Annotated in this window: 22 protein-coding genes; 10 read left to right on the top strand and 12 right to left on the bottom strand. The window is 71.3% G+C overall.

Annotated elements, in window-relative coordinates; all coding sequences use genetic code 11:
* Positions 1-10: 10 nt before the first annotated feature.
* Together ACZ61C_RS05545 and ACZ61C_RS05540 are read left to right on the top strand one after the other, a co-directional pair.
* Positions 11-700 (top strand): TetR/AcrR family transcriptional regulator, encoded by a 690-nt coding sequence (locus tag ACZ61C_RS05545; protein ID WP_465303199.1) that lies wholly within the window; start codon positions 11-13, stop codon positions 698-700.
* A gap of 56 nt (positions 701-756) precedes the next feature.
* Complete coding sequence (locus ACZ61C_RS05540) at positions 757-1,599, top strand: TIGR03620 family F420-dependent LLM class oxidoreductase (protein WP_465303197.1); 843 nt, start codon at positions 757-759, stop codon at positions 1,597-1,599.
* On the opposite strand, the gene ACZ61C_RS05535 is transcribed toward ACZ61C_RS05540, so the two are convergent.
* Complete coding sequence (locus ACZ61C_RS05535; RefSeq protein ID WP_465303195.1) at positions 1,600-2,328, bottom strand: nitroreductase/quinone reductase family protein; 729 nt, start codon at positions 2,326-2,328, stop codon at positions 1,600-1,602.
* 186 nt (positions 2,329-2,514) lie between these two features.
* Complete coding sequence (locus ACZ61C_RS05530) at positions 2,515-3,372, bottom strand: hypothetical protein (protein ID WP_465303193.1); 858 nt, start codon at positions 3,370-3,372, stop codon at positions 2,515-2,517.
* Positions 3,373-3,454: 82 nt separating this feature from the next.
* Between ACZ61C_RS05530 and ACZ61C_RS05525 the strand changes: the two genes are divergently transcribed.
* Positions 3,455-4,978, top strand: coding sequence for an AMP-binding protein (locus tag ACZ61C_RS05525; RefSeq protein WP_465303191.1), 1,524 nt, complete (start codon positions 3,455-3,457; stop codon positions 4,976-4,978).
* A 23-nt stretch (positions 4,979-5,001) separates the two neighbouring features.
* On the opposite strand, the gene ACZ61C_RS05520 is transcribed toward ACZ61C_RS05525, so the two are convergent.
* From ACZ61C_RS05520 to ACZ61C_RS05490, 7 genes are all read right to left on the bottom strand, one after another.
* Positions 5,002-6,108, bottom strand: coding sequence for an epoxide hydrolase family protein (locus ACZ61C_RS05520; RefSeq protein ID WP_465303189.1), 1,107 nt, complete (start codon positions 6,106-6,108; stop codon positions 5,002-5,004).
* Complete coding sequence (locus tag ACZ61C_RS05515; RefSeq protein WP_465303187.1) at positions 6,105-6,650, bottom strand: dihydrofolate reductase family protein; 546 nt, start codon at positions 6,648-6,650, stop codon at positions 6,105-6,107. The genes ACZ61C_RS05520 and ACZ61C_RS05515 overlap by 4 nt, the downstream gene beginning before the upstream one ends.
* A 51-nt stretch (positions 6,651-6,701) precedes the next feature.
* Positions 6,702-7,727 (bottom strand): LLM class flavin-dependent oxidoreductase, encoded by a 1,026-nt coding sequence (locus tag ACZ61C_RS05510; RefSeq protein WP_465303185.1) that lies wholly within the window; start codon positions 7,725-7,727, stop codon positions 6,702-6,704.
* Complete coding sequence (locus ACZ61C_RS05505) at positions 7,724-8,215, bottom strand: SRPBCC family protein (RefSeq protein ID WP_465303183.1); 492 nt, start codon at positions 8,213-8,215, stop codon at positions 7,724-7,726. The genes ACZ61C_RS05510 and ACZ61C_RS05505 overlap by 4 nt, the downstream gene beginning before the upstream one ends.
* A gap of 68 nt (positions 8,216-8,283) precedes the next feature.
* The gene (locus tag ACZ61C_RS05500) at positions 8,284-8,787 is read right to left on the bottom strand and encodes a winged helix-turn-helix transcriptional regulator (protein WP_465303181.1); all 504 of its coding nucleotides are present in this window, start codon (positions 8,785-8,787) and stop codon (positions 8,284-8,286) included.
* A 32-nt stretch (positions 8,788-8,819) separates the two neighbouring features.
* Positions 8,820-9,308 (bottom strand): GNAT family N-acetyltransferase, encoded by a 489-nt coding sequence (locus ACZ61C_RS05495; RefSeq protein ID WP_465304193.1) that lies wholly within the window; start codon positions 9,306-9,308, stop codon positions 8,820-8,822.
* 95 nt (positions 9,309-9,403) lie between these two features.
* A complete protein-coding gene (locus ACZ61C_RS05490; protein ID WP_465303179.1) occupies positions 9,404-9,793 on the bottom strand; it encodes a cupin domain-containing protein in 390 nt (129 codons plus the stop codon).
* A 43-nt stretch (positions 9,794-9,836) separates the two neighbouring features.
* On the opposite strand from ACZ61C_RS05490, the gene ACZ61C_RS05485 reads away from it, so the two are divergent.
* Positions 9,837-10,802 (top strand): helix-turn-helix domain-containing protein, encoded by a 966-nt coding sequence (locus ACZ61C_RS05485; protein ID WP_465303177.1) that lies wholly within the window; start codon positions 9,837-9,839, stop codon positions 10,800-10,802.
* Here the strand turns inward: ACZ61C_RS05485 and ACZ61C_RS05480 are convergent.
* Entirely contained in the window at positions 10,772-11,392 is a 621-nt protein-coding gene (locus ACZ61C_RS05480; RefSeq protein WP_465303175.1) for a TetR/AcrR family transcriptional regulator, read from the bottom strand. The two genes, ACZ61C_RS05485 and ACZ61C_RS05480, sit on opposite strands and share 31 nt — an antisense overlap.
* 69 nt (positions 11,393-11,461) lie before the next feature.
* Here ACZ61C_RS05480 and ACZ61C_RS05475 point away from each other — a divergent pair, with 69 nt between their 5' ends.
* The gene (locus ACZ61C_RS05475) at positions 11,462-11,926 is read left to right on the top strand and encodes a GNAT family N-acetyltransferase (protein WP_465303173.1); all 465 of its coding nucleotides are present in this window, start codon (positions 11,462-11,464) and stop codon (positions 11,924-11,926) included.
* 991 nt (positions 11,927-12,917) lie between these two features.
* Here ACZ61C_RS05475 and ACZ61C_RS05470 read toward each other — a convergent pair.
* Positions 12,918-16,043 carry a TIM-barrel domain-containing protein gene (locus ACZ61C_RS05470; RefSeq protein WP_465303171.1) on the bottom strand — a complete coding sequence of 1,042 codons (3,126 nt, stop codon included), beginning with the start codon at positions 16,041-16,043 and terminating at the stop codon, positions 12,918-12,920.
* 496 nt (positions 16,044-16,539) lie between these two features.
* Here ACZ61C_RS05470 and ACZ61C_RS05465 point away from each other — a divergent pair, with 496 nt between their 5' ends.
* The gene (locus ACZ61C_RS05465; RefSeq protein ID WP_465303169.1) at positions 16,540-16,875 is read left to right on the top strand and encodes a hypothetical protein; all 336 of its coding nucleotides are present in this window, start codon (positions 16,540-16,542) and stop codon (positions 16,873-16,875) included.
* Positions 16,876-16,899: 24 nt separating this feature from the next.
* Here the strand turns inward: ACZ61C_RS05465 and ACZ61C_RS05460 are convergent, their stop codons facing one another.
* Positions 16,900-18,390: an FGGY-family carbohydrate kinase gene (locus ACZ61C_RS05460; RefSeq protein ID WP_465303167.1), complete on the bottom strand. Its 1,491-nt coding sequence runs from the start codon at positions 18,388-18,390 to the stop codon at positions 16,900-16,902.
* 95 nt (positions 18,391-18,485) lie between these two features.
* On the opposite strand from ACZ61C_RS05460, the gene ACZ61C_RS05455 reads away from it, so the two are divergent.
* The 4 genes from ACZ61C_RS05455 to ACZ61C_RS05440 all read left to right on the top strand — a co-directional run bounded on the left by ACZ61C_RS05455 (position 18,486) and on the right by ACZ61C_RS05440 (position 23,203).
* Entirely contained in the window at positions 18,486-19,499 is a 1,014-nt protein-coding gene (locus ACZ61C_RS05455; protein ID WP_465303165.1) for a LacI family DNA-binding transcriptional regulator, read from the top strand.
* 149 nt (positions 19,500-19,648) lie between these two features.
* The gene (locus ACZ61C_RS05450; protein WP_465303163.1) at positions 19,649-21,178 is read left to right on the top strand and encodes a sugar ABC transporter ATP-binding protein; all 1,530 of its coding nucleotides are present in this window, start codon (positions 19,649-19,651) and stop codon (positions 21,176-21,178) included.
* Complete coding sequence (locus ACZ61C_RS05445; protein ID WP_465303161.1) at positions 21,175-22,185, top strand: ABC transporter permease; 1,011 nt, start codon at positions 21,175-21,177, stop codon at positions 22,183-22,185. The genes ACZ61C_RS05450 and ACZ61C_RS05445 overlap by 4 nt, the downstream gene beginning before the upstream one ends.
* Positions 22,186-22,210: 25 nt before the next feature.
* Positions 22,211-23,203: a substrate-binding domain-containing protein gene (locus ACZ61C_RS05440; RefSeq protein WP_465303159.1), complete on the top strand. Its 993-nt coding sequence runs from the start codon at positions 22,211-22,213 to the stop codon at positions 23,201-23,203.
* The last annotated feature ends 11 nt before the right edge of the window (positions 23,204-23,214 follow it).

Here is a 23,214-nt window from a genome sequence, read left to right as displayed (position 1 = left end):
CAATTGCTACATGGCCGGACGATCGAGTGAGACGACGAGCACCCGCGACCGCCTGCTCCTGGCCGCCGGCCAGCTCCTGCACGAAGCCGATGGTGGCCCGGTGTCGACCCGGGCGATCTGCGAGCGCGCCGGCGTCCAGGCCCCCACCCTCTACCACCACTTCGGCAGCAAGCAGGGCCTGCTCGACGCCGTGGTGAACTACGGCTTCACCCAGTACGTCCAGGCGCCTTCGGCCGACGGTGACCCGGTCGACCGGGTCCGGGCAGGCTGGGACCGGCACGTCGAGTACGGCCTGGAGCACCCCACGTTCTACGTGCTGCTCTACGGCCAGATCGAGCCGGGCGTGCCGTGCAACCTGACCTCGAGCGCCGAGGCGATGCTGCTGGAGCTGTTCACGCCGCTGGCGCGTGACGGGCGGCTGCGCGTCGAGGCGGCCGAGGCCGCGCGGCAGTTCGCGGCGGCCAACAGCGGCGTCACGCTGAGCCTGATCGCCCAGCCCGAAGGAAACCGCGACCTGGCGATGTCCACGCAGGTCAGGGAGGCCGTGCTCGCCGGGCTGCTCGCCGAGCCGGCGGCCGGGGACTCCTCCGTCGGCAGCCTGGCGGTCGCTTTGTCGACCGCGCTCGCGGACGACGTCGACGCCTTGACCCCGACCGAGCGCGGGATGCTGCGGGAGTGGCTGCACCGGCTGGCCGCCTGACACCGCGCGCTACATTTGCTATATTGACGCCTATAGCCAATGTAGTGGAGGTAAGCATGCAGCTCGGCACGTTCGGCGTCTTCCTGGCCCCACACCGCGACGACGTGACCCGCAAGGCGCACGCGGTCGCGGCCGACCGGCTCGGGTACGGCACGGTCTGGTTCGGCACCGGCTCGGCCTCGATCGGCGACCTCGCGTTCGTCGAGGACGTGCTGGCCTCGACCGAGCGGATCACCGTGGCGACCGCGATCGTCAACATGTGGTCCGACGACCCGGAGCCCCTCGCCGAGTCCTACCACCGGCTGGCGGGCCGCTACGGAAAGCGCTTGCTGCTCGGCGTCGGTGTCGGGCACCCGGAGTCGGTCACCCGGTACCGCAGCCCGTACGACAAGATCGTCGACTACCTCGACCGGCTCGACGCGGCCGGTGTCCCGGTCGAAGCCCGCGTCCTCGCCGCGCTCGGCGACCGCGTCCTGAAGCTGGCCGCCGAGCGCACCGCCGGCGCGCACCCGTACCTCGTGCCGGTGAGCCACACCCGGCACGCGCGGTCGGTCCTCGGCGCGGGAAGGCTGCTCGCGCCCGAGCAGAAGGTGGTCGTCGACGACGACCCGGTGGCCGCACGCGCCATCGGCCGCCCGTTCGTCGAAACGCCGTACCTGAGCCTGAGCAACTACGTGAAGAACCTGCTGCGCCACGGGTACACACCGGACGACGTCGCCGGCGACGGCAGTGACCGGCTGATCGACGACCTCGTCCTGCACGGCACGCCCGAGACGCTCGCGAAGGGGCTTCGGTCCCATGTGGACGCCGGCGCCGACCACGTCGCGGTCCAGATGCTCGGCCCCTCGCCCGACGCGGAGGCCGAGCACCACCGGATGCTCGCCGAGGTCCTGCTCTGATCAGCCGGGCGCCGGAGCCAGCGCGTTCAACGCGGTGACGATCGTGGCTTCCTCGTAGGCGAAGTGGCTGTCCAAAGCGGACGCCAGCCGGTCGAACTCCGCGCGCAGCCGGACCGGATCGGTCTCTTCGCCGACGAGCCGCCGGATCTCCTCCTGCAGCCGTGCGACACCGGCGTGCTCCTCACCGAGCTTCGTCAACGCGGGTGCGAGCGCCGGGAACTGCCGGGCCAGCATGGGGAAGATCGCGGTGTCCTCGCCGGTGTGGTGCCGGGTGAGCGCCGAGCAGAAGCCGAGGCACCGCTGCTCGAAGTGCAGCGGGTCGCCGGAACCCAGTCGGCCACGCAGTTCCCGCAGCTCGGCGCGCAGCCAGTCGTGCACCTCGACGATCCAGTCCCCCATCCGCCGCACCCGCTCGAGCCGGTGCAGGACGAGCACCGGCAGCACACGGGTGGTCCGCGCCTGGTAGTCCGCGAACCCCGGTTCCCGCGCGACGACCTCGGCGAACAGGCGGTCGCGGTCGGGCGCGAGCGCGGCCATCGCCTCGAACGACTCGTCGCCGGTATCGACGGTCACCAGCGGGTTGTGGCGGATGTTGTGGTACCAGGCGGGATGCTTCGGGGCGCCCATCGCGGACGCGACGACGACGAGCTGCCCGTCGATGTCCAAGGCTCCCAAGGGAACCCGGTGCGGCCGGCCCGTGCGGGCGCCGGTGGTGGTGAGCGTGATCAAACGTGGTCCTTTCCGATGTGGAGTTCATCGGAGGCAGGAGAACGGCACGACGGAGGCACACGTCTGCCCGGAAGGGAAACGACGTGGTTCGCGAGAGACACCGACGTGTCGATCTCAAAAGGGGGCTGAGTAGCCACTACCTCCGTGCGTAGGCCCATCCGGGGCGCATCCTCACGGTAGCACGGATCAGCGCGTGGCCTCCGCGGCTTTTCGTGCTTCTTCGGCGGCTTCGTCGGCCTGTTCGAACTTCTCCTTGGCCGTCTCGAACTCCGCCGTCGCGCGCTCGGCGCGTTCCTCGGCTTCTTCGAGACGCGTGCGCAGGTCTTCGACGCGCGCCTTGGCCTGCTCGGCCGCGCGTTCGGTGCGGACGAGGTCGCGTTCGGCCACCGCGCGCTCCTTGGCGAGCTCGGTGGCCTCCTTGCGCAGGCGCTCGCGTTCGGCGCGGACGCGTTCACGCTCCTCGCGTTCCTCCCGCTCGCGGCGACGGTCCTTTTCGGCCTTCTCGGTCCGCTTCGGCTTCGCCGGCTCGGCCTTGTCGACCAGCTTCGCGGGACGCTTGCCGCTCGTCGGCGGGGCGGTGGTGGCCTCGAGGGTGAACCACTGGTCGGCGTCCTGGTGCGCGACCGAAGTCAGGCGCCCGGCCAGGGCGAGCGCCGCGGTCCCCGGGTCCGCCGCGACGGCCTCCAGGGTCGCCTCCACCTCACGCGAGACGGAGTCGCTCATCGACGGCAGCCCGTGCAGGATCCCCCGCACCAGCTCGCCGCGGCGCCGGGTCAGCGCCCGCAGGTCGTCGCCGGCCAGGCGCGAGTGGGCGTCGCGCAGCTCGTCCCCGAGCTCGGCCAGCTCACGCAGCTCGTCCGGGTCTTCCCGGGCCAGGCCGTTGACGATCGCGGCGGCCGTGGTCGGCTTCCGCAGCTCCTTGATCTTCGCCGCGAGCTCGGCGTCCCCCTCGGCTTTTGCCGCCTTTGCCGCCGCATTGCGCGCGCTGACGAACTCCGCGAGGTCACCCCCGTAGAGCTCGCCGGCCACCGTGTCGAAGTCCATCGGGTCCCAGCGAACCACATCGGACTGGTGCGAGCACCTGTGACGCGTCATCATCGGGACGGGGACGACGAAGGGATGAGGCGTGTTCTTCGATCTGGGTGTCCGGGACTTCCTCGACCGCGCGGAAACGGTGTACCCGGACCGCGTCGCGGTGGTCGACGAGCCGAACCAGCCCGCGCCGAGCTGGGGTTCGCTCACCTATCGCGAGGTCGCGAAGCGCGCGCGGGCGCAGGCGGCGAACCTCGACGCGCTGGGCGTGCCGGTCGGCGGCCGCGTCGCCATGGTGTCGCACAACGCCGCGCGGCTGCTCGTGTCGTTCTTCGGGGTGTCCGGCTGGGGCCGGATCCTGGTGCCGGTGAACTTCCGGCTCGCCCCGGCCGAGGTCAAGTACATCGTCGAGCACTCCGGCGCCGAGGTGCTGATCGTCGACCCCGAGCTGGAGCACCTGCTCGACACGGTCACGGCGAAGCACGTCTTCGTCCTCGGCCGCGACGACGACGCGATCTGGGGCGGCGAGGGTGCACCGCGGCCGTGGGCGGGCGACGAGTCGGCGACGGCGACCCTCAACTACACCTCGGGCACCACGGCGCGGCCGAAGGGCGTGCAGCTCACCCAGCGCAACATCTGGCTCAACGCGATGGTGTTCGGCCTGCACACGACGTTGACCGACAACGACGTCCTGCTGCACACGCTGCCGATGTTCCACTGCAACGGCTGGGGCATGCCGTACGCGGTGACCGGCCTCGGCGGGCGGCACATCGTGCTGCGGAAGGTCGACGGCACCGAGATCCTCCGGCGCATCGACGAGCACGGCGTGACGATCTTGTGCGCCGCCCCGGCGGTGGTCACCGCGGCCCTCGACGGCGCCGCGACCTGGGAAGGCGAGATCCCCGGCCGCGACCGCGTCCGGCTCGTCGTGGCCGGCGCTCCGCCGCCGACCCGCACGATCGAGCGGGTGCGGGCCGAGCTGGGCTGGGAGTTCATCCAGATCTACGGGCTCACCGAGACCTCGCCGCTGCTCACGGTCAACCGCATGCGCAGCGAGTGGGAGGATCTCGACCCGCACGAGCAGGCGAAGCTGCTCGGCCGCGCGGGGACGCCGGCGCTGGGCGTCCGGATCGGCATCGACACCGACGGCGAGGTGCTCGCGCAGTCGAACACCAACCTCGACGGCTACTGGGAGAACCCGGCGGAGACCGAGCGGGTGCAGGAAGGCAACTGGTTCCACACGGGCGACGGCGGGTCGTTCGAGGACGGCTACCTGACGATCGCCGACCGCAAGAAGGACGTGATCATCTCCGGCGGCGAGAACGTGTCGTCGATCGAGGTGGAGGACGCCCTGAGCTCGCACCCGGCGGTCCGCGAGGCCGCGGTGATCGGCATCCCGGACGAGAAGTGGGGCGAGCTGGTGACGGCGCTCGTGGTGACGTCGGAGGAAGTGACTTCGGACGAGCTGATCAAGCACTGCCGGGAGTACCTGGCGGGGTACAAGTGCCCGAAGCGGGTCGAGTTCCTGGAGGAGCTGCCCAGGACGGCGACGGGGAAGATCCAGAAGTTCAAGCTGCGGGAGCCGTTTTGGCAGGGCCAGTCCCGTCAGGTGAACTGAGGTTCTTCTTCGAGCTTCAGGCGCTAGCTCACCATCCGGAAGAAGGTCCGCACCTCGTCGACGAACAGCTCGGGCTGCTCATAAGCCGCGAAGTGCCCGCCTCGGTCCAGCTCGTTCCAATGCCGGATGTCCGGGTACCGCCGCGCCGCCCAGCGACGGGACGGTCGTGGCATCTCGCCGGGGAAGATCGAACAGCCCACCGGCACGTCCACCGTGTCGTCCGTTGCCTCCGAGAACCAGCGCTGGACCTTGCGGATGCTCTCCCAGTACAGCCGCGCCGACGACGCTGCCGTCCCGGTCAGCCAGTACAGCGTCACGTCGTCGAGGAGCTCGTCGCGGGTGAACGGGAAGCCGTCGGACCAGGCGTGGAACTTCTCGACCAGCCAGCCGCACAGGCCCGCCGGAGAGTCCAGCAACCCGTAACCCACCGTCTGTGGACGCGTCGACTGCAGCACCGAGTAGCCGTCCTCCCAGCGCTGCGCGTGCTCCAACGCCGCCAGTGACGCTCGCTCGGCGGGCGTCAGGTCGCCGAACGTCGACGGGTCCGGCGCCGCGATCGGCGGGTTCAGGTGGATGCCCGCCAGGTGGGCCGCGTCCTGCTGGGCCAGTGACGTCGTGATCGACGTCCCCCAGTCGCCGCCTTGGGCGCCGTAGCGGGAGTACCCCAGGCTCGCCATCAGCGTCGCCCATGCCGCCGCGATGCGCTCGATGCCCCAGCCCGGCGACGCCGGTTTGTCGCTGAAGCCGTAGCCCGGCAGCGACGGGATCACCAGGTGGAACTCCTCGACGAGCGGCTCGATCACCTTGCCGAACTCGAGGAACGAGCCCGGCCAGCCGTGCGTGAGCAGCAGCGGGAGCGCGTCCGGACGACGCGACCGCACGTGCAGGTAGTGGATGCCCAGCCCGTCGATTTCCGCGCGGTACTGCGGAAACCGGTTCATCCGGGCCTCCACGGCACGCCAGTCGTAGCCGGAAGCCCAGTAGTCGCACAGGGAACGCAGGTAGGCCAGCGGCGTGCCCTGGCTCCAGTCGTCCACCGGCTCGGCCTCCGGCCAGCGGGTCCGGCGCAGCCGCGCCCGCAGGTCCTCGAGCTCGACCTCGGGGACCTCGATCCGGAACGGCGTGCTCACGCGGGTGTGTAGGTCAGCTGGACGACGCCGTTGCCGAACGTCGAAGACTTCTTGAGCACCAGCGGGAACCCGGGCCCTTCGGTGGGGAACAACCGTTTGCCCCCACCCACGACGACCGGGTAGAGCAGCAGGTTCAGCTCGTCGACCAGCCCTTCGGTCAGCAGCCAGCGCACCGCGGTCGTGCTGCCGCTGGTCATGATGTCGCCGCCGGCGGACGCCTTCAGCGCCCGGACCGCCTCGGCCGGGTCACCGGTCAGCAGCGTCGAGTTCTTCCAGCCGACCTCGGACAAGGTCGACGAAAGCACGTATTTCCGGACGTTGTTCATGAACTCGGCGCCCTCGTCGTCCTCGGCGGTCCGCCCGGGCCACGCCTCGGCGAACCCTTCGTAGGTGACGCGGCCGAGCAGCATGGCGTCGGCGGCGGCCATCCCGCTGCCGACGGCCCGGCCGATCTCGTCGGTCCAGTACCGCAGCGACCACTGGTCCGGCGCCTCCACCACGCCGTCGAGCGAGATGAACAGGTTCGAAACAATCTTGCGCATGGGCCACTATAAACCGGCGACCGGCCCGGACCGTCCACTCGCGACGGTCACTCACAGGAGGTCGAGCGCGCGGCCCAAGGTCGTGAGACGCGCTTCGAGCGTTTCGCCTGCCGGGTACAGCCGGACCGTGTCGATCCCCGTGTCGCGCCAGACGCGCAGCCGTTCGCGCACCATCTCTTCGGTGCCGATCAACGTCGTGGCCAGCACCATCTCGTCGGTGACGAGCGCAGTGGCGCCGTCGCGGTCGCCGGCCTGCCAGCGTTCGCGGACCTCGGCGGCGACGTCCGCCCAGCCCTGGCGGCTGTAGGCGTTGTTGTAGAAGTTCGTGGTGGCCGAGCCCATCCCGCCGAGGCTGAAGGCGAGCTCCTTCTTGCGGCCGCCGACCATCACGCGCAGCTCGTCTTCGTTGTCGGCGAAGGCGACTTCGGCGCCCTGACAGACGTCGATGTCCTTACGCGTGCGCCCCGCCTTCGCGAGCCCGGCGTCGAGCGGCCCGAAGTACGCGTCGGCGCCTTCGGGGACGAAGCTGGTGCCGAGCCAGCCGTCCGCGACCTCGCCGGTGAGTTCCAGCAGCTTCGGCGACAGCGTCGCGAGGTAGATCGGGATGTCCGGGTTCGGCGCCGTGGACAGCCGCATCGGGCGTGCCTCGCCGGGCAGCGGGATCTCGAACGTTTTGCCGGAGAACACAACCTTCTCCCCGGCGAACGCGCGGCGGATGATCTCGACGGTCTCGCGCATGCGTGTCAACGGCTTCGCGAACGGGACGCCGTGCAGGCCTTCGACCACCTGCGGCCCGGACGGGCCCAGCCCCAGGGAGAACCGCCCGCCGGAGAGGTCGGCCAGCGTCAGGGCGGCCTGCGCGATCGCGACCGGCGTGCGCGTGCCGAGCTGGATGATGCCGGAGCCGAGCCGGATCCGGTCGGTGCGGGCAGCGAGGTACCCGAGCGCGGACGGCGCGTCCGAGCCCCACGCCTCGGCGACCCAGCAGACGTCGAGGCCGAGCTTTTCCGCCTCCAGCACGAAGTCCAGCGTCGTGCGGGAGTCCTGCGAGAACTCGACCGTCGTCGCCGTCTTCACCGGCTTTCCACCCGCTCCTTGATCGCGGCGAGGTTGCCGGTCATCGCGGTTTCGAACTCCCGCAGGCGCACGAAGACGATCTTCTGCTCCTTCTCGGGCATCCGGTCGATGGCGAACGACAGCCCGGAGCGCCCGGGGCCCATCTGCATCCACTGCGAGAGCCGCGTGCCGCCGTTGTCGGCTTCGAGGGTGAACTTCCAGATCGCGCTCGGCTCGGCCGGGTCCGCGACGGCCCAGGCGAACACGCGCGGGGCTTCGCATTCGACGACGTACGACGTCGTCTCCCACTCGCCGAACGCGTCGTGCTTGCTCTTGCCGACGAACGTCCGGCCGACCTCGCGCCATTCGACGGACTGCAGTTCGGCACTCAGGGACGGCATCACCGCGATGTCCGAGACGACCGGCCAGACCACCTCCGGCGCGGCGTCGATCCAGGTCGAGACCTCGGCCGTCGGCTTGTCCGCGTACCGCGCGCCGGTCCACTCCATCGTGGTCGCACCCCTCTCAGTGAGCCTCTGACCACGATAGTTGCGTAGATGGACCTAGGCTGTCAACGTCACTCCTGCCGGGCGAACCGCGCCTCGACGTCCGGGCGCTGTGCCAGCCGCGGCGGGAAGCCGGGGCCACGGCGCATCCGGGTGTCGTCCGGTGTCATCGGCTCCCGGCACTCCGCGCAGACGATCTCGGCGTGCGTGTTGTGTCCGCAGGCGGTGTGGTGCACGGTGATCGGCGGGCCGGCCTCGCCGGCCAGCCACTTGTCCCCCCAGCGGGTCATCGCGAGCAGCACCGGGTAGAAGTCGCGGCCCTTGTCGGTGAGCACGTAGTCGTAGCGCACCGGTTCGGTCTGGTAGGCGACCTTTTCCAGCAACCCCTCTTCGACCAGCCGCTTCAGCCGGTCGGCGAGGGTGTTGCGCGCGATGCCGAGCACCTCCTGGAACTCGTCGAAGCGGCGTACGCCGTAGAAGGCGTCTCGCAGGACCAGCGGGGTCCACCAGTCCCCCAGCAGGTCCATGGTGCGCGCGATCGAGCACGGCCACTGCGCGAACGAGGTCCGTTTCATATCGCCGAGAGTACCCCGTTTTCCAGAAGGACTCAGCAGGTCAGCCGCATGACGACCCGCCGCGCGGTCGGACGGCTCACCTCGGTGAACCCCGCGGCGGCGAAGACGCCGGTGGTGCCGACGAACAGCTCACCGGGCCAGGCGACCGGCTCCCCGGGCTCGACGGCGATCGGATAGCTCTCGACCGCACGGGCGCCCCGCTCCCGGGCGAAGTCCCCGGCGGCCTTCGCCAACGCGGCGCTGACCCCGCGCCGCCGGAACCCCTTGCGAGTCACAAAGCACGTCACGGCCCAGACGCCGTCGTCCTGCTTGTCCTCGTCCCGGCCGTCCCAGACGACCCGGCTGCCGAGGAGCCGCCGGTAAGCGGTGCGCGGTTCGACCGCGCACCAGCCGGCGGGCTCGCCGTCGACGAAGGCGACAAGCCCGGTCGCGTGGGCGGCCGTCTGCTCGCGGAGACGCTCGGCGCGCTCCTCGGCCGTCCCCGCCTTCCACTGCGCGGGGTGTCCTTGAAGTACTGGCAGCGACAGCGGGCCGGGTCGCCGCGGTCGCCGAAGATCGCCTGCAGGTCCGCCCAGGACGCCTGGTCGGCCGGTACGACAGTCAGCATCCGCCGACGCTAGACCAGGTGGCCGGTGGTCACGTCGACGTGGTCCGGCACTTCGTCGTGCTCGTCGCCGACCGAGAGCGTCCCGGCCGGTTCCACCAGGAGCACGCTCGCGCCCGCCTTCGACGACGGCTTGTGGAACGTCCCCTTCGGCACCACGAACACCTGGCCGCGGGCCAGCGTCACGACCCGCTCGTCCGGGTCGCGCAGGCCGATCTCGATCTCGCCGTCGAGGACCAGGAAGAACTCGTCGGTGTCCTCGTGGACGTGCCAGACGTGCTCGCCGTCGAACCGCGCGAGCCGGATGTCGTAGTCGTTGACGCGGGTGACGATCCGCGGGCTCCACGCGGCGTCGAAGCTCGCGAGGACTTCGTTCAGGTCGATCGGGTTCATGCTCACCATCGTCGACCTGGTGTTCCGCTCGCGGGAGTGCTAGGAATCGCACATGCCGCAAGAATTCTCGCACCGGGTCGTGGCGATCGTGACGGCGGAGTCGAACCCGTTCGAGATGGGAGTCGCGACCGAGCTGTTCGGGCTGCGCCGGCCTGAGCTGGACCGGCCCTGGTACGACTTCAAGCTCTGCGCGGCGACCCCGGACGTGCGGATGAACCTCGGCATGTTCACCCTCACCGGCGTCGCCGGGCTCGAGGCCGCCGACACGGCGGACACGCTGATCGCGCCGGCCCGCCCGGACACCGGCGTGCCGACGGACCCCGCGATCATCGCGGCGATCCGCCGGGCGGCTTCCCGGGGCGCCCGGCTCGTCAGCTTCTGCACGGGCGCGTTCGCGTTGGCCGAGGCGGGTGTGCTGGACGGCCGGCGCGCGACCACGCACTGGCAGTGGGCCGCCGAGTTCGCCGCGCGCTTCCCGGCGGTGCGCTGGGAGCCGGACGTCCTGTTCGTCGACGAGGGTGACGTCCTCACCGCGGCCGGCAGCGCGGCGTCGCTCGACCTCGGCCTGCACCTCATCCAGCGCGACCACGGCGCCGAGGTGGTCAACGCGGTCAGCCGCCGGCTGGTGTTCACCGGCCACCGCGACGGCGGGCAGCAGCAGTTCATCGCGCGCCCGGTGCCGGCGGTGCCGGACACGTCGCTCGCGCCGGTGCTGGCGTGGGCGCTGGCCCGGCTGGACGAGCCGCTGACGGTCGCCGACCTGGCGGCCCGCGCCGCGACCAGCCCGGCGACGCTGCACCGGAAGTTCCGCGCGGAGCTGGGCACGACACCGCTGGCGTGGCTGACCACGGAACGCGTGACGCTGGCCTGCCGCCTGATCGAGCGCGGCGAGCTCCGGCTGGACCGGGTGGCATCGGCCAGCGGCTTCGGCACGGCGGCGAACCTGCGGCAGCAGCTGAGGCGGCACACGGGGTTGAGCCCGAGCGCCTACCGCCGCCGCTTCGGCCCGGCGGCCTGAGACTCGCTGACGACGACCTCGGCCAACGCCGTGGTCAGCGCGTCCCGCTGCACCGCCACCGAATAGGCCGCCGGGTCGGCCGCGGCCAGTACGTTGAGTCCCTCGACCAGTCCCACCAGGCTCTTCGTCGTCAGCTCGAGGCGCTCCTCCGTCCACTCGGGACGGCAGAGCGCCACCAGCCGCCGGACGCGGGCCAGGAACGAGTGGTTCGCCGCTCGGTGGCGTTCGGCCAGGTCGTCGTCGGCCAGGGCCGCCGCCAGGAAGCCCACCCAGACGCGGGACTCCTCGTAGTGGCCGTGCAGCTGGTCGACCGCGCAGCCGAGGACCACCGTCAGCGCCTCGGCGGGGTCGGTGGCCGCGGCTTCCGCGGCGTCGGCGCGGGCGGCCGTGCGGTCGTAGAGCAGGTCACGCGCGTGCAGCAGCAGCGCCTTCTTCGTCGGGAACGCGTGCAGCACCAGGCCCGTCGTGCAGCCGGCGCGCTCGGCGACCGCGCGCAGCGTCAGCCCCGGCAGGCCGTGCTCCGCGAGCACCTGCCACACCGCGTTCGACAGCAGCTCCCGCTGCGCCCCCACGTCACGCTGTCTCGGCACAAAACCTCCTTCCCCGGAAGCGTAACAGGTGCTACGGTAACGCCTGTTACGGAACGGGGGTACCACCTGATGCTCGACTGCACGTTCGCGATCACCCCGGTGAGCTGGGACGATCGCGACGCCGTCCGCCTGCGCGAAGCCCAGCGCACCGAACTGGACGCGCGCTACGGCACCGACAACCACGAACCCGGCGCGCCCCCGACCGCCGACACCGTCGCGGTCTTCCTCGTCGCGCGCGACGCCGACGGGGTCGCTCTCGGCTGCGGCGGGCTCCGGCCGCTTGGCCCGGGGTCGGGCGAGGTCAAGCGCATGTACGTCGAGCCGGCGGCCCGCGGCACCGGTGTCGCGACCGCGTTGCTGCGCGCCCTCGAAGACCACGCGCGCGACCTCGGCATCAAGCGGCTACTGCTGGAAACCGGCAGCGGGCAGCCGGACGCGATCCGCTTCTACCAGCGCGAAGGCTACGAGCCGATCGACGCCTACGGTCCTTACATCGGCGAAGCGATCTCACTCTGTTTCGCCCGCGACCTGTAGCTATCGGTTTTCCGATGGCAGGCCAAGGCTGAGCTATTGGTGACCGGAGGCGCACCGGGCCTACCGTCGAGGACACGGCGATCTGGGGTTCTTTTCGCCGTTCCCTCACGAACCGGAGTTTTCCCTTGCGTCTCAAGCAGATCGGCGTTGTGCTGGCCGCGGCCGCCCTCGCTCTGACGGCCACGCCAGCCCAGGCGGCGTCGAGGATCGTGCCCCTCGCCGCCGGGCAGCAGCCCGAGAACATCACCCTGGAGCCGGACGGCTCCGCCGACCTCACCTTTGCCTACACCGGCGAAATCGGCCGGGTCACCCCCGACGGCCGCGTCCACGTCATCGCCCGGATCCCGGTGCCGGACGACGGCGACGTCCCGGTCGTCCACAAGAGACTGTTCCTCGGCGGCATCGTGCGGGCGCCCGACGGCGACCTGTACGTCGCCGTCTCGACCGGCACCCCGGCCACCGGCCTCTACCGGGTCCGGCCCGGATCGGCGCCGGTCCGGGTCGCCGCCCTGCCGCCGGCCGGCTTCCAGAACGGCGTCGCCCGCGTCCCCGCCACCGGTGACCTCCTGGTCGCCGACTCCTTCGGTTCGACGGTCTGGCGGGTCACGCCGCGGGGGCGGGTCACCGCCTTCGCCACCGGCGAGCTGCTCGCCCCGGTGGGCGGGTTCGGCGCCAACGGGATCAAGGTCCACGACGGCGCGGTCTGGGTGTCCAACCTGGACCGCGGCACCCTGGTCCGGTTCCCGCTGGGCGGCGGGCCCGGCCGGGTCGTGGCCTCCGGGCTCGGGCCGGTCGACGACTTCGCGTTCCACGGCGGCACCGTGGTCGCCGCGATCAACCAGGAGAACCGCGTGGTCACGATCGGCCGCGACGGCGTCCGGACCATTCTGTCCACTTCGGACGGACTCGCCAACCCGACCGCGGTCGCCGTCCGTGACGACACGCTGTACGTCACGGACGGCGCCTACTTCGGCGGGTCGCCGAACCTCCTTCAGGCGACGCTCGCGGCGAACACGTGCAGTGCCGAGTTCGCCGGCAACGTCACCGCGACGACCTCCTTGCCCGCGGTCAGCGGCACGGAGTTCGCGAACACGCGGTACGGCGTGGTCGGGTGGGCCGGGCCGGCCTGGGTGTTCTTGCCCAGGACGGTCGCGACGGTCGTCGCGCCGTACTGGGCGGGATCGGCGCAGCACCAGTTCGGCAGGCCGAGGTCCGCCTGGCTGGTGCTGCCGTCGGCGTACTGGACGACAACGGCGCCCTTCGCCGTCCCGGTGCCGGTGCCGGCCAGCACGAGCTTCGAGCCGGTCCCGCGCACGGCCACCGTCTGCCCGGCGGCGACGACGTTGTCCGGCTTGCCGTCCCCGGCCGCGGGCCAGGTCAGCCGGGCCCCGGCGGCGGTGAACTCGGCCCCCGGCTTCAGCCCCTGCTCGGCGAGTCCCTCGGCGCGGAAGCTGCTGCCGCCGCCGTCGAGGTTCCCGGCCGTGACGTGAGCCCCGTCGGTGACCCCGACGTTCCCGTACGCCGCGGCCAAGGAGGCATACGGGACGGTGACCGTCGAGGAGTCGGCGGCCTGGTGCGTGCCGAGCCGGGCTTGGTACGTCGCCGTGGCCGTGACCTGGTAGTCCGCGGGCTTCAGCCCGGCGTCCGGGGTCAGCGTCACCGGCGCCTGCACCGTCTGACCGGGCCACACCAGCTTCGGCACGGCGGGGGCGTTCACGTGGAAGCCGTTGCCCTGCACCGAGATCTTCACGTCCCGCACCGGCAACGGCGTGCCGTTGGTGAAGCTCACCGTCCCGGCGGTGGCCTGACCCGGCGCGGCCAGCGACGGCAGCGCCAGGGTCGTCGTGCCGTTGTTGTCCTCGGGGAAGAACCCGCCGACCGCGCTCGCCCCGAAGAGCCGCACGTCCTGCCGGTCACCCGCGCCGACCTGGCCGGTCTTGACCCGCACCACGCCTTGCGCGGCCGTGTCGTACCACCAGCCCGACGCCGCCTTGTCCAGCTCGGCCTTGCTGCCGTACTGCCGCAGGATCCCGGTTCCCGCCTGGACGACCGCGGGCTTCGCTCCCGTGTGGACGGACAGCCGGTAGTTCCGCGCCGCGGGCTTCCCCGGGTACGTGCCGGTGCTCGCGCCGATCCCGACGGTCACCGTGCCCGGCCCGGACTTCGGGGCGTCGACGGTGAAGGTCTGGTTCGCCTGCTCACCACGCTGGTAACCGCGGGTGACCCCGTCGTCTTCGGTGAGAGTGAAGCTGCCCTTGCCCTGCGGGTAGACGTCCAGGTCCAAAAGGGACTTGTCCCGCGTCTGCCACGACGTCGTGCCCTCGGCCCACATCGGCACGACCGCCCCGGCGCGGACGAACAGCGGGAGCGTGTCGAGCGGCGCGTCGTAACCGTCCACCGTGGTCGGCCCGGTGTAGGTCTTCCCGCTCCAGTAGTCCACCCAGGTGCCCTTGGGCAGGTAGATCCCGTTGCGCACGTTGGACTTCTCGTAAACGGGCGCGACCAGGAAGTCCGTTCCGGACAGGAACTCGTACTTCGCCTTGTCGGTCCACACGTTCGGATCGTCCGGGTACTCCAGCGCCAGCGGCCGCACCTGGCCGACGCCGGTCCGGTGCGCCTGCGCCGAGTAGCTGTAGGTGTAGGGCAGCAACCGCTCCTTGAGCAGCAGGTACTTGCGGTTGATCGAGGTGTACGGCTCACCCTGGCGCCACGGCTGCTTGTCCGACGAAGCCCAGCCGTCCATCGTCATCGCCGTCGGCAGGAAGGCCTTCCACTGCAGGTCGCGGACGTAGGTCTGCGGGCTGCCGCCGAAGATGCCGTCGATGTCGCCGGTGTTGTAGGCGATGCCGGACGTCGTCGCGCCGGCGTACGTCGGGATCTGCCACTTGATGTAGTCGTACGAGCCGGACTGGTCACCGCTCCACAGCACGCCGCAGCGCTGGGCGCCGGCCCAGCTCACCGGCTGCCAGACGAACCCGCGCGCGTCGCTGTTGTCCTCGATGCCCTTGTACGCGGTGTCGCACGCGTCGAGCGCGAACTGGTAGCCGGGGCCGACCCAGGCGACGTCCAGCTTGCGGACCCGCACACCCGCCTTGACCTCGTCGGACTGGTTCGGGACGCCGTCCTCGGTCCAGAGCCCGAGCTGCATGCTGTTCTTCCGGAGGCCCTCGCCGGTCTGCTGCAGGTTCTCGTACCCGCAGCCGTAACCGTCGTTGACCAGCATCCAGCCGTTCGGCATGCCGTTCTCGGTGTACCCGTCGGCGACCTTCACCGCGTCGAGCGTGTGCCGTTCCCCGCGATTTGCATTGTGCAGATAGCAATCCGAATCTCCCGTTTCCAGCCCGTAGATCGGCGGCAGGAACGGTTTCCCGACCAGGTCGGTGTACCCGGAGACGACGTCCTTGAGACTCGCGCCGACGACGTAGGTCGCGTCGAACCGGCGTTCGTCGTGGGTGGTCTCGACCGGGCTGGTGAACGAGTAGCTGCCCGGCGCGAAGGTGTTGCGCAAAACGCCGTAACCAGCGGTGGAGGCGTAGAACGGCTGCGAGTTCGGCGCGCCGCCGTCGTTCCAGTTGTCGTCGGCGAAGATCTTGATGGTCTGGTCGCGGTGGCTGAACCGGCCGTTCTGCTCACCCCCGCCGACGAACTGCTCGGTCGCGGTCCTGGCCAGGCTCTGCGTGGTCGTGGCGCCGGTCCAGGACAGCGGCGCGGACTCCGCCCAGAGCTGCTTGCGGTCCGCGCCGTCGTAGAGGGCGAACTTCAGCGGGTGCTTGTAGGCCCGCAGGGTCGCCTTGGGGGTCGAAATGGCCCAGTAGGAGCCCTTGTCCACGCGTTTCGGCGTGGCCGGGGCCGTGGTCTTCGGCCGGACGATCTTGTCGCCGGCCGGGTCGGTGAAGGTTCCGTCGGGGGCGAGCCAGACCCGGACGGCGCCGTCGGCGGGGAAGCTCACGCGCACGGCGGCGGCTCCCGACTCCAGCGTCACCGTCGGGCCGTCGGCGGAGATCCCGGTCAGGTCGCCGAGCCGGCCGGACGGCGCCGCGGCCTGGGCGACGGCGGGCGACAGCCCGAGCACGGCAACAGCGGCCAGACAGCCGAGCGACTGCGCAACTCTGCTCATTAGAGACACCTTTCGCGCATGAACACGCATGACGGGCTCTGTATAGCGCAGGTTTTGCGCACTGTCACCCGCCGAACCGGTTCAGAAGCCCCGGCTCCCGACTTCCGTCGGGGGCTCACGCTGCGCGCCCGTTCGATCACCGAAACCGTCTACTGTGCACACTCCGGGATTTCCGCTACGGTTCCCCGTTTCCGTCCCGGACATTTCCCCGTTCCATTCCGGCAACTGTTCAGGTGAACAACACGCTCGGTGGGCACGTGCATCCGCACGCGATCCCTGCACGCGTCATCCGCACCTCCGCCACCGGGCAAACGGTTGCTGGGAAAGGTAAGCCGCTGTATGTTGGCGGCGCCCCAGACGTTCCACCATCGGTCGTCGGGGTGAGCGCTGCTCGGCGGAAGCGGGGAGGTGACTGTCCGAGATAGCGCTTTCCGGTGGTTGGGTCGCCCCCGGAGGGCAGGAGGGAAGCAGTGCTTTGGTGTTCCGGGGAACAGCCGTGGCCGACCGGGTGAACGAGCCGTACCTGGTCGGCCAGGAAGCCATCGCGGGTGAGCTCCAACGCGGCAAGTGGTGCGTCTACCTGCACGAATGGCTCGGCGACGACCACGACCTCGCCACGTGGCAGGCCCAAGTGGCCGCCCACGCCGCGCGGGCGGGGGTCGAGGTGTGCTTCGTCGAGATCCCCCGCAAGGACATGACGCTGGTGGCCAACGTGCGGGCGTTGCCGAGCTTCGAGCAGGTCACGGAGTCGGTGGCGGCCCTGGAGCACTACCGGAGCCGGACGGCGGGCCGTCGGCGGCGGAGTCCGGCCAGGCGCCGGTCGGCCGACTGACACCAGCGCGAACGCCCGGTCCGCTCAGGGTGCCGACGCGTGGTGCTGCGCCGCCAGGAAGTGCGCCGTCTCCTTCGTCGCTTCGTACAGCGCCCGGTAGTGCCGGTAGAATTCGTCGTACCGCTTGCCGGTCTCCGGATCCGGCGTCACCGTCGTCGCGATCGGGTTGCCGCGCGCCGGATCGACCGCCACGCCCGTCGCCTCCGCCACCAGCAGCGCGTCACCGAGGCAGGCTCCGATCGTCTCGGCCGGGATCTGCTGCGGCTGCCCCGTCACGTCCGACACGATCTGCGTCCACAGGCCGCCCTTCGTCCCGCCGCCGACCGCCACCAGCCGCCGCGCCGCGCCACCCGCGGAAGCCATCGCCTCCAGGTTGTGCCGGACGCCGTAAGCGATGCCCTCGAGCGCCGCGCGGTAGACCTCGGCACGTCCGTGTGCGGTGGTCAGCCCCGCGACGACACCCCGCGCGTCCGGGTCGAACAGCGGCGTCCGCTCCCCCGCGAAGTACGGCAGCAGCAAGAGTCCCCGGCTGCCCGCCGGCACCGCCGCCGCCTCGGCGACCAGATCCTCGTAGGACGCGCCCGTCAACGTGCGCAGCCAGTCGGTGACCGCGCCGGACGTCGCCATGCCGGCCGCGAGCGTGAAACTGCCCGGGACGACTCCGCGAGTCCCCCACAGGCCGGGGTGCGGCCGCGGCTCGGTGACCACTTCGACCAGGAACATCGTGGTCCCGTACATGACCATCACGTCACCCGGCTCGCGGACGCCGACACTCGCGGCCTCGGCCCACGCGTCGACCGTCCCGGCGGTGACCGGCAACCCCTCGGGCAGCCCGGTCCGCGCAGCCGCGGCGGCGGTGACCTCACCCGCGACCTCCGTCGGCCACAGCAGCTCGGGCAGCGGCAGCCCGGGCGCGACCCGCTCGGCCCAGTCCTTCGCCCACTCGCCGGCGACGAGGTCGTAGAGCGGGGTGCACTGGCTCGCGGAGTGGTGGTCCAGGACGTACCGGCCGGTCAGCCGGTGCACCAGGAAGGAGCTCGCCATCAGCAGCTTCTCCGTGCGCGCGTAGACGTCCGGCTCGTGCCGGGCCAGCCAGCGCACCTTCGGCCCGACCGCCTGGCTGGTCAGCGGTGAACCCCCGCGCGCCAGGATCTCGGCCGCGCCGAGCTCCTCGGTCAGCTCCGCGATTTCGGCGGCCGCGCGCGTGTCGACGCCGTAGAGGATGGCCGGTCGCAGCGGCTCGCCCGAGGCGGACGCCGGGAGCAGGCACGGCCCGATGCCGCTGATCCCGAGCCCGGCGAGCGGCCGGCCACCGGCGGCGCGCAGCAGGTCCGCGACGATCCCGGTGAAGTCGGCCCACCAGACCGTTTCGGCGTCGTGTTCGAACCACCCGGGCCGCGGGGTCGAGACGGTGTGCTCACGAACCGACCGGGCGAGGACCGCGCCACCGGGGTCCACCAGCACGCCCTTGGAGCTGGCCGTGCCGATGTCCACGCCGAGCAGCAGCCCCGTCATCCGCCCCTCCACGGGCTCACCGTGCGGGAAATCGATTACCACCACGCTATGGTGTGCCGGGGGCACTGTCAACGACCGAGAGAACGAGGACGCGGGTGGCGACGATCTCCGACGTGGCGGCGCTGGCCGGGGTCTCGACCGCGACCGTCTCGAGGGCGCTGAACGGCAAGTCCACTGTGGACCCGGTGCTGGCCGAACGGGTGGCCAGAGCGGTGGCCGAGCTCGGCTACACGCCGAACGGCCTCGCGCGCAGCCTGCGCCGCCGGGAAACCGCGGTGCTGGCGCTGATCATCTCCGACGTCGAAAACCCGTTCTTCACGGCGATCGCGCGCGGGGTCGAGGACACCGCGCAGGCCGCGGGGTTCTCGGTGATGCTCTGCAACTCCGACGAGAACACGGCCAAGGAGCGCCGGTACGTCGAGGTCGCGGCGCAGGAGCGGCTCGCGGGCGTGATCATGTCGCCGACCACCGGCGACAGCGACGTCCGGCCACTGACCGCGCACCGCACCCCGATCGTGACGGTCGACCGGCGGCTCGGCTCGGCCGACTGCGACGCCGTTCTCGTCGACTCCCGCGCCGCCGCCCGGGAAGCCGTGCGGCACCTGGTTTCCCAGGGGTACGGCCGCATCGGCTGCATCGCGGGCCCGCAGGGCATCACGACGGCCGACGAGCGGCTCGACGGTTATCGCGACGGACTCCGCGACGCGGGCCGGAAATACTCGGCAAAGCTGGTTCGCCGCTGCGAATTCCGCGAGTCCGGCGGGCACGAGGCCGCCACGCAGCTGCTGGCGAAGCCCGAGCCGCCGGACGCGCTCCTGGTGTCCAGCAGCACGATGTCGGTCGGCGTGCTGCAGGCGATGGCCGAGCTGGGCCTGCGCTCGGGCCGTGACGTCGGCATCGTGTCGTTCGACGACGCGCCGTGGGCGACGCTGATCTCGCCGGCGCTGACGGTGGTCGCCCAGCCCGCCCACGCGATGGGCCAGCTCGCGGCCCGCCTGCTGCTGGACCGCATCGGGGACGGCGGCTCCCGCGCATCGACCACCACAACGATGGCCGCCCAGCTGATCGTCCGAGGCAGCTCCACCCGCCAAGACGGAGCTTTCACGTGAAAGCTCCGCGCCCAGGTCGCCGCTTTCACGTGAAAGCTCCGGGGTTTTTCGCCCCGGAGACCGCCCGAAGTGACGCTTGACACACCCCGGTTCCGCCCCTAGCGTCGAGTAATCGATTACTCCCAGCTTCCGCCGACGCGAGGGGTGTCATGGAAGAGCCGGGCACCCCGCTGGTCGAGCTGACCGGTGTCAGCAAGGCGTACGGCGGCACGCTCGCCTGCGACCACGTCGACTTCACCGTGCGCCGCGGCGAGGTGCACGCGTTGCTCGGGGAAAACGGCGCCGGCAAGTCGACGCTGATGCGGATCCTCTCCGGCGACGTCACCGGGCACCGCGGCACCATCGCCGTCGACGGTGAGCCGGTCGTCTTCGGCGGACCCGCCGACGCGCAACGCCGCGGGATCGTGATGATCCCGCAGGAGCTCGACCTCGTGCCCGGGCTTTCGGTGGCCGCCAACGTCTTCCTCGGCCGCGAGCCGCGCACCCGGGCCGGCACGCTCGCGCGGCAGCGGATGCACCGCGAGACGCGCGAACTGCTGGCCCGCATCGGGATCACGCTCGACCCGAGACGCGCCGTCGGCGAGCTGCGCACCGGTGAGCAGCAGCTCGTCGCCATCACCAAGGCGCTCGCGCTCGACGCCCGCGTGCTGGTCATGGACGAGCCGACGTCCGCGCTCACCGGCGCCGAGGTCGAGCGGATGTTCGAGGTGATCACCGAGCTGCGGGACGCGGGCGCCGGGATCGTCTACATCTCCCACCGGCTCGAGGAGATCGGACGGATCGCCGACCGCGCCACCGTGCTGCGCAACGGCCGGGTCGCCGCCGGGTTCGCCGCGCGCGACCTGACCGTCGGGCAGGTGACCGAGGCGATGATCGGCCGGCCGGTCCAGGCGCTTTTCCGCCTCAAGCACGGCGAAACCGGGGACGAACTGCTCCGCCTCGACGACTTCGCGTTGCGCCCTCGGCGACACCGGCTCGGTCGCCGGGAACCCGCGGGGATCTCGCTCACCGTCCGCGCCGGGGAGATCGTCGGGGTCGGCGGGCTGCTCGGCTCGGGCCGCACCGAGCTGCTGGAGACGCTCTTCGGCGCCGGGACACCCGGGCGGTGGCACGGGCGGGTCTTCCTGCGTGGCAAGGAGATCCGGCCGCGCGGCCCCCGGCACGCCGTCAAGCTCGGGCTCGCGCTGGTGCCGGAAGACCGCCGGATCGGCGGGCTGGCGCTGGACCATTCCGTCCGCGCGAACGCCGTGTTGTCCATTGTGGACCGACTGGCGACGGCCGGTGTGGTGACCCGCCGGCGTGAGAACACCACCGTCGCGAAGATCCTCGGCGAGCTGAAGGTGAAGGGTGCGCTCGCCGCCCCGGTCGGCACGCTTTCCGGCGGCAACCAGCAGAAGGTGGTGCTCGGCCGGGCGTTGCTCACCGAACCGGCGCTGCTGCTGCTCGACGAGCCGACCCGCGGGGTCGACGTCGGCGCGAAGGCGGAGATCTACCAGCTGCTGGCCGCCGCGGCCGCCCGCGGCATCGGGGTCCTGCTCGCGTCGTCCGAGCCCGCGGAGCTGGTCGGGCTGTGCGACCGGGTCGTCGTGCTGCAGGACGGCCGCACCGGCCGTGAGCTCGACACGCACGACGCCGGCGAGGCCGAGCTGCTCGCCGCGGCGATGGGGGAAGCACGATGACCACCACGGAGTTCCTCCCCACCCGGCGCGCCGCCGTCGTGGACACGCTGTTCCGCTTCCAGAGCCTGTTCGGTCTCGCGCTGGTGCTGGTCGCGGCGGTCGTGTTTTCGCCGTCGCACGACGGTGACCTGCTCTTCCTCGACAGCGAGAACCTGTTCAACGTCGTGCGCGCGATCTCGGAGATCGGCATCATCGCCGTCGGCATGACGTTCGTGATCCTGGTCGGCGGGATCGACCTGTCGGTCGGGGCCGTGCTCGGGCTCGCCGCCGTCGGCTCGGCCGTGCTGCTCGTCGAAAGCGGCTTCGGGGTGCTGCCCGCCGTGCTCCTCGTGCTCGCCGCGGGCCTGCTCTTCGGCCTGCTGCAGGGGGTCGCGTCGGCGGTGTTCGGCATCCAGGCGTTCATCGTCACCCTCGCCGGGCTGCAGGTCGCCCGCGGGCTCGCGCGGATCTGGTCCGGCGGCCAGGGGGTCCAGATCTCCTACGGCGACGGCCCCGGCGAGGCGCCCGTCGTGTTCTCCCTGCTCGGCGAACGCACGTTCAACGGGCTGGTGCCGGTCCCGGCGGTGATCTTCGCCGTGGTCGCCGTCGCCGCGATCGCCTTCCTGCGCACCAGCGCGTTCGCCCGCCACGTCTACGCGATCGGCGGCAACGAGAAGGCCGCGCGGCTCTCCGGCATCGCCGTCACCCGGGTCAAGGTGCTGGTCTACGGCCTGAGCGGGCTGCTCGCCGCGCTGGCCGGGATCATCCACGCCGGCCAGCTCAACCAGGGCAGTCCCAACGACGGCAGCGGGTACGAGCTCGACGCCATCGCCGCGGTCGTGATCGGCGGCACCGCGCTCTCCGGTGGCCGCGGCTCGGTGTCCGGCACCGTCGCCGGCGCGCTGCTGCTGGGCGTGCTCAACAACATCCTGGCGCTCAACAGCGTCGACCCCAACGTGCAGCTCCTGATCAAGGGCCTGGTCATCGTGGTCGCCGCGGGCCTGCAGCGGCTGCGGCCCACACTGTGAAACGCCGAAGAGGGGAAGAAGAGAAATGTCCGGCAAGCACTTCGTGGTACCCGCGCTGGCCCTCGTCCTGACCGCGGCCGCCTGCGGCACGACGCACGAGAACTCGGGGCAGGGCACGTCGACACCCGCGGCCGCCTGCAAGGGGGCGGGCGGCAAGTTCACCATCGGGGTCAGCCAGGCCAACGTCAGCGAGCCCTACCGCAAGCAGATGGACGACGACATCGCGAAAGCCGCCAAGGCGGTTCCGCAGTTCACGGTGAACTTCGCGGACGCCCAGCAGGACAACGCCAAGCAGGTCGCCGACGTCGAGAACTTCCTGACCCAGCGGATCGACCTGCTGGTCATCAGCCCGAACGAGGCCACGCCGCTGACCGCGGTCGTCAAGAAGGCCCACGACAAGGGCATCCCGGTCCTGGTGCTCGACCGCAAGGTCGACGGGGACGCGTACACGCAGTTCATCGGCGCGGACAACGTCGACATCGGCCGGCAGGCCGGGCAGTACCTCGCCGACGAGGTGCTGCCGCAGGGCGGGAAGATCGCCGAGATCCGCGGGCTCGCCGGGTCGACCCCGGCCAAGGAGCGCCAGGACGGCTTCGCGAAGGGCATCGAGGGCCGTGGCATCGACATCGTGACCACTGTGGACGGTGACTGGCTGCGTGAGAAGGGCCAGCAGCAGGCGGACGCGATCTTCAAGGCCCACCCGGAGATCCAGGCCGTCTACGCCCAGAACGACCCGATGGCCGAAGGCGCCTACCTCGCCGCGAAGGCCGCGGGCCTGGACCGGAAGGTGAAGTTCCTCGGCATCGACGGCCTGCCGATCCCGTCCGGCGGCATCAAGGCGGTCGAGGCCGGACGGCTCGCGGCGACGTTCGTCTACCCGACCGGCGGGCGCGAGGCCGTGGCGTCCGCGAAGAGCATCCTCGTCGACTGCGCCAAGGCGGAGAAGACGGTGATGCTGCAGACGCAGCTCGTCACCCAGGCGAACGCCGCCGAGGTGTACACGAAGGCCAACCGCTGAAGGGATCCGCC

The sequence above is a fragment of the Amycolatopsis sp. NPDC104587 genome, from assembly GCF_055583645.1.
The sequence above is the reverse complement of the archived record's forward strand: the minus strand, read 5'-3'. Positions and strand labels throughout refer to the sequence as shown.

Excerpts from the sequence above, each read along its gene's own strand:
- ACZ61C_RS05515 (WP_465303187.1), bottom strand. The coding sequence starts at position 6,650 with ATGCGCAAGATTGTTTCGAACCTGTTCATCTCGCTCGACGGCGTGGTG.
- ACZ61C_RS05500 (WP_465303181.1), bottom strand. The coding sequence starts at position 8,787 with ATGAAACGGACCTCGTTCGCGCAGTGGCCGTGCTCGATCGCGCGCACC.
- ACZ61C_RS05440 (WP_465303159.1), top strand. The coding sequence starts at position 22,211 with ATGTCCGGCAAGCACTTCGTGGTACCCGCGCTGGCCCTCGTCCTGACC.
- ACZ61C_RS05545 (WP_465303199.1), top strand. The coding sequence starts at position 11 with ATGGCCGGACGATCGAGTGAGACGACGAGCACCCGCGACCGCCTGCTC.
- ACZ61C_RS05475 (WP_465303173.1), top strand. The coding sequence starts at position 11,462 with ATGCTCGACTGCACGTTCGCGATCACCCCGGTGAGCTGGGACGATCGC.
- ACZ61C_RS05445 (WP_465303161.1), top strand. The coding sequence starts at position 21,175 with ATGACCACCACGGAGTTCCTCCCCACCCGGCGCGCCGCCGTCGTGGAC.
- ACZ61C_RS05470 (WP_465303171.1), bottom strand. The coding sequence starts at position 16,043 with ATGAGCAGAGTTGCGCAGTCGCTCGGCTGTCTGGCCGCTGTTGCCGTG.
- ACZ61C_RS05450 (WP_465303163.1), top strand. The coding sequence starts at position 19,649 with ATGGAAGAGCCGGGCACCCCGCTGGTCGAGCTGACCGGTGTCAGCAAG.
- ACZ61C_RS05530 (WP_465303193.1), bottom strand. The coding sequence starts at position 3,372 with ATGGACTTCGACACGGTGGCCGGCGAGCTCTACGGGGGTGACCTCGCG.
- ACZ61C_RS05505 (WP_465303183.1), bottom strand. The coding sequence starts at position 8,215 with ATGGAGTGGACCGGCGCGCGGTACGCGGACAAGCCGACGGCCGAGGTC.
- ACZ61C_RS05485 (WP_465303177.1), top strand. The coding sequence starts at position 9,837 with ATGCCGCAAGAATTCTCGCACCGGGTCGTGGCGATCGTGACGGCGGAG.
- ACZ61C_RS05460 (WP_465303167.1), bottom strand. The coding sequence starts at position 18,390 with ATGACGGGGCTGCTGCTCGGCGTGGACATCGGCACGGCCAGCTCCAAG.
- ACZ61C_RS05490 (WP_465303179.1), bottom strand. The coding sequence starts at position 9,793 with ATGGTGAGCATGAACCCGATCGACCTGAACGAAGTCCTCGCGAGCTTC.
- ACZ61C_RS05540 (WP_465303197.1), top strand. The coding sequence starts at position 757 with ATGCAGCTCGGCACGTTCGGCGTCTTCCTGGCCCCACACCGCGACGAC.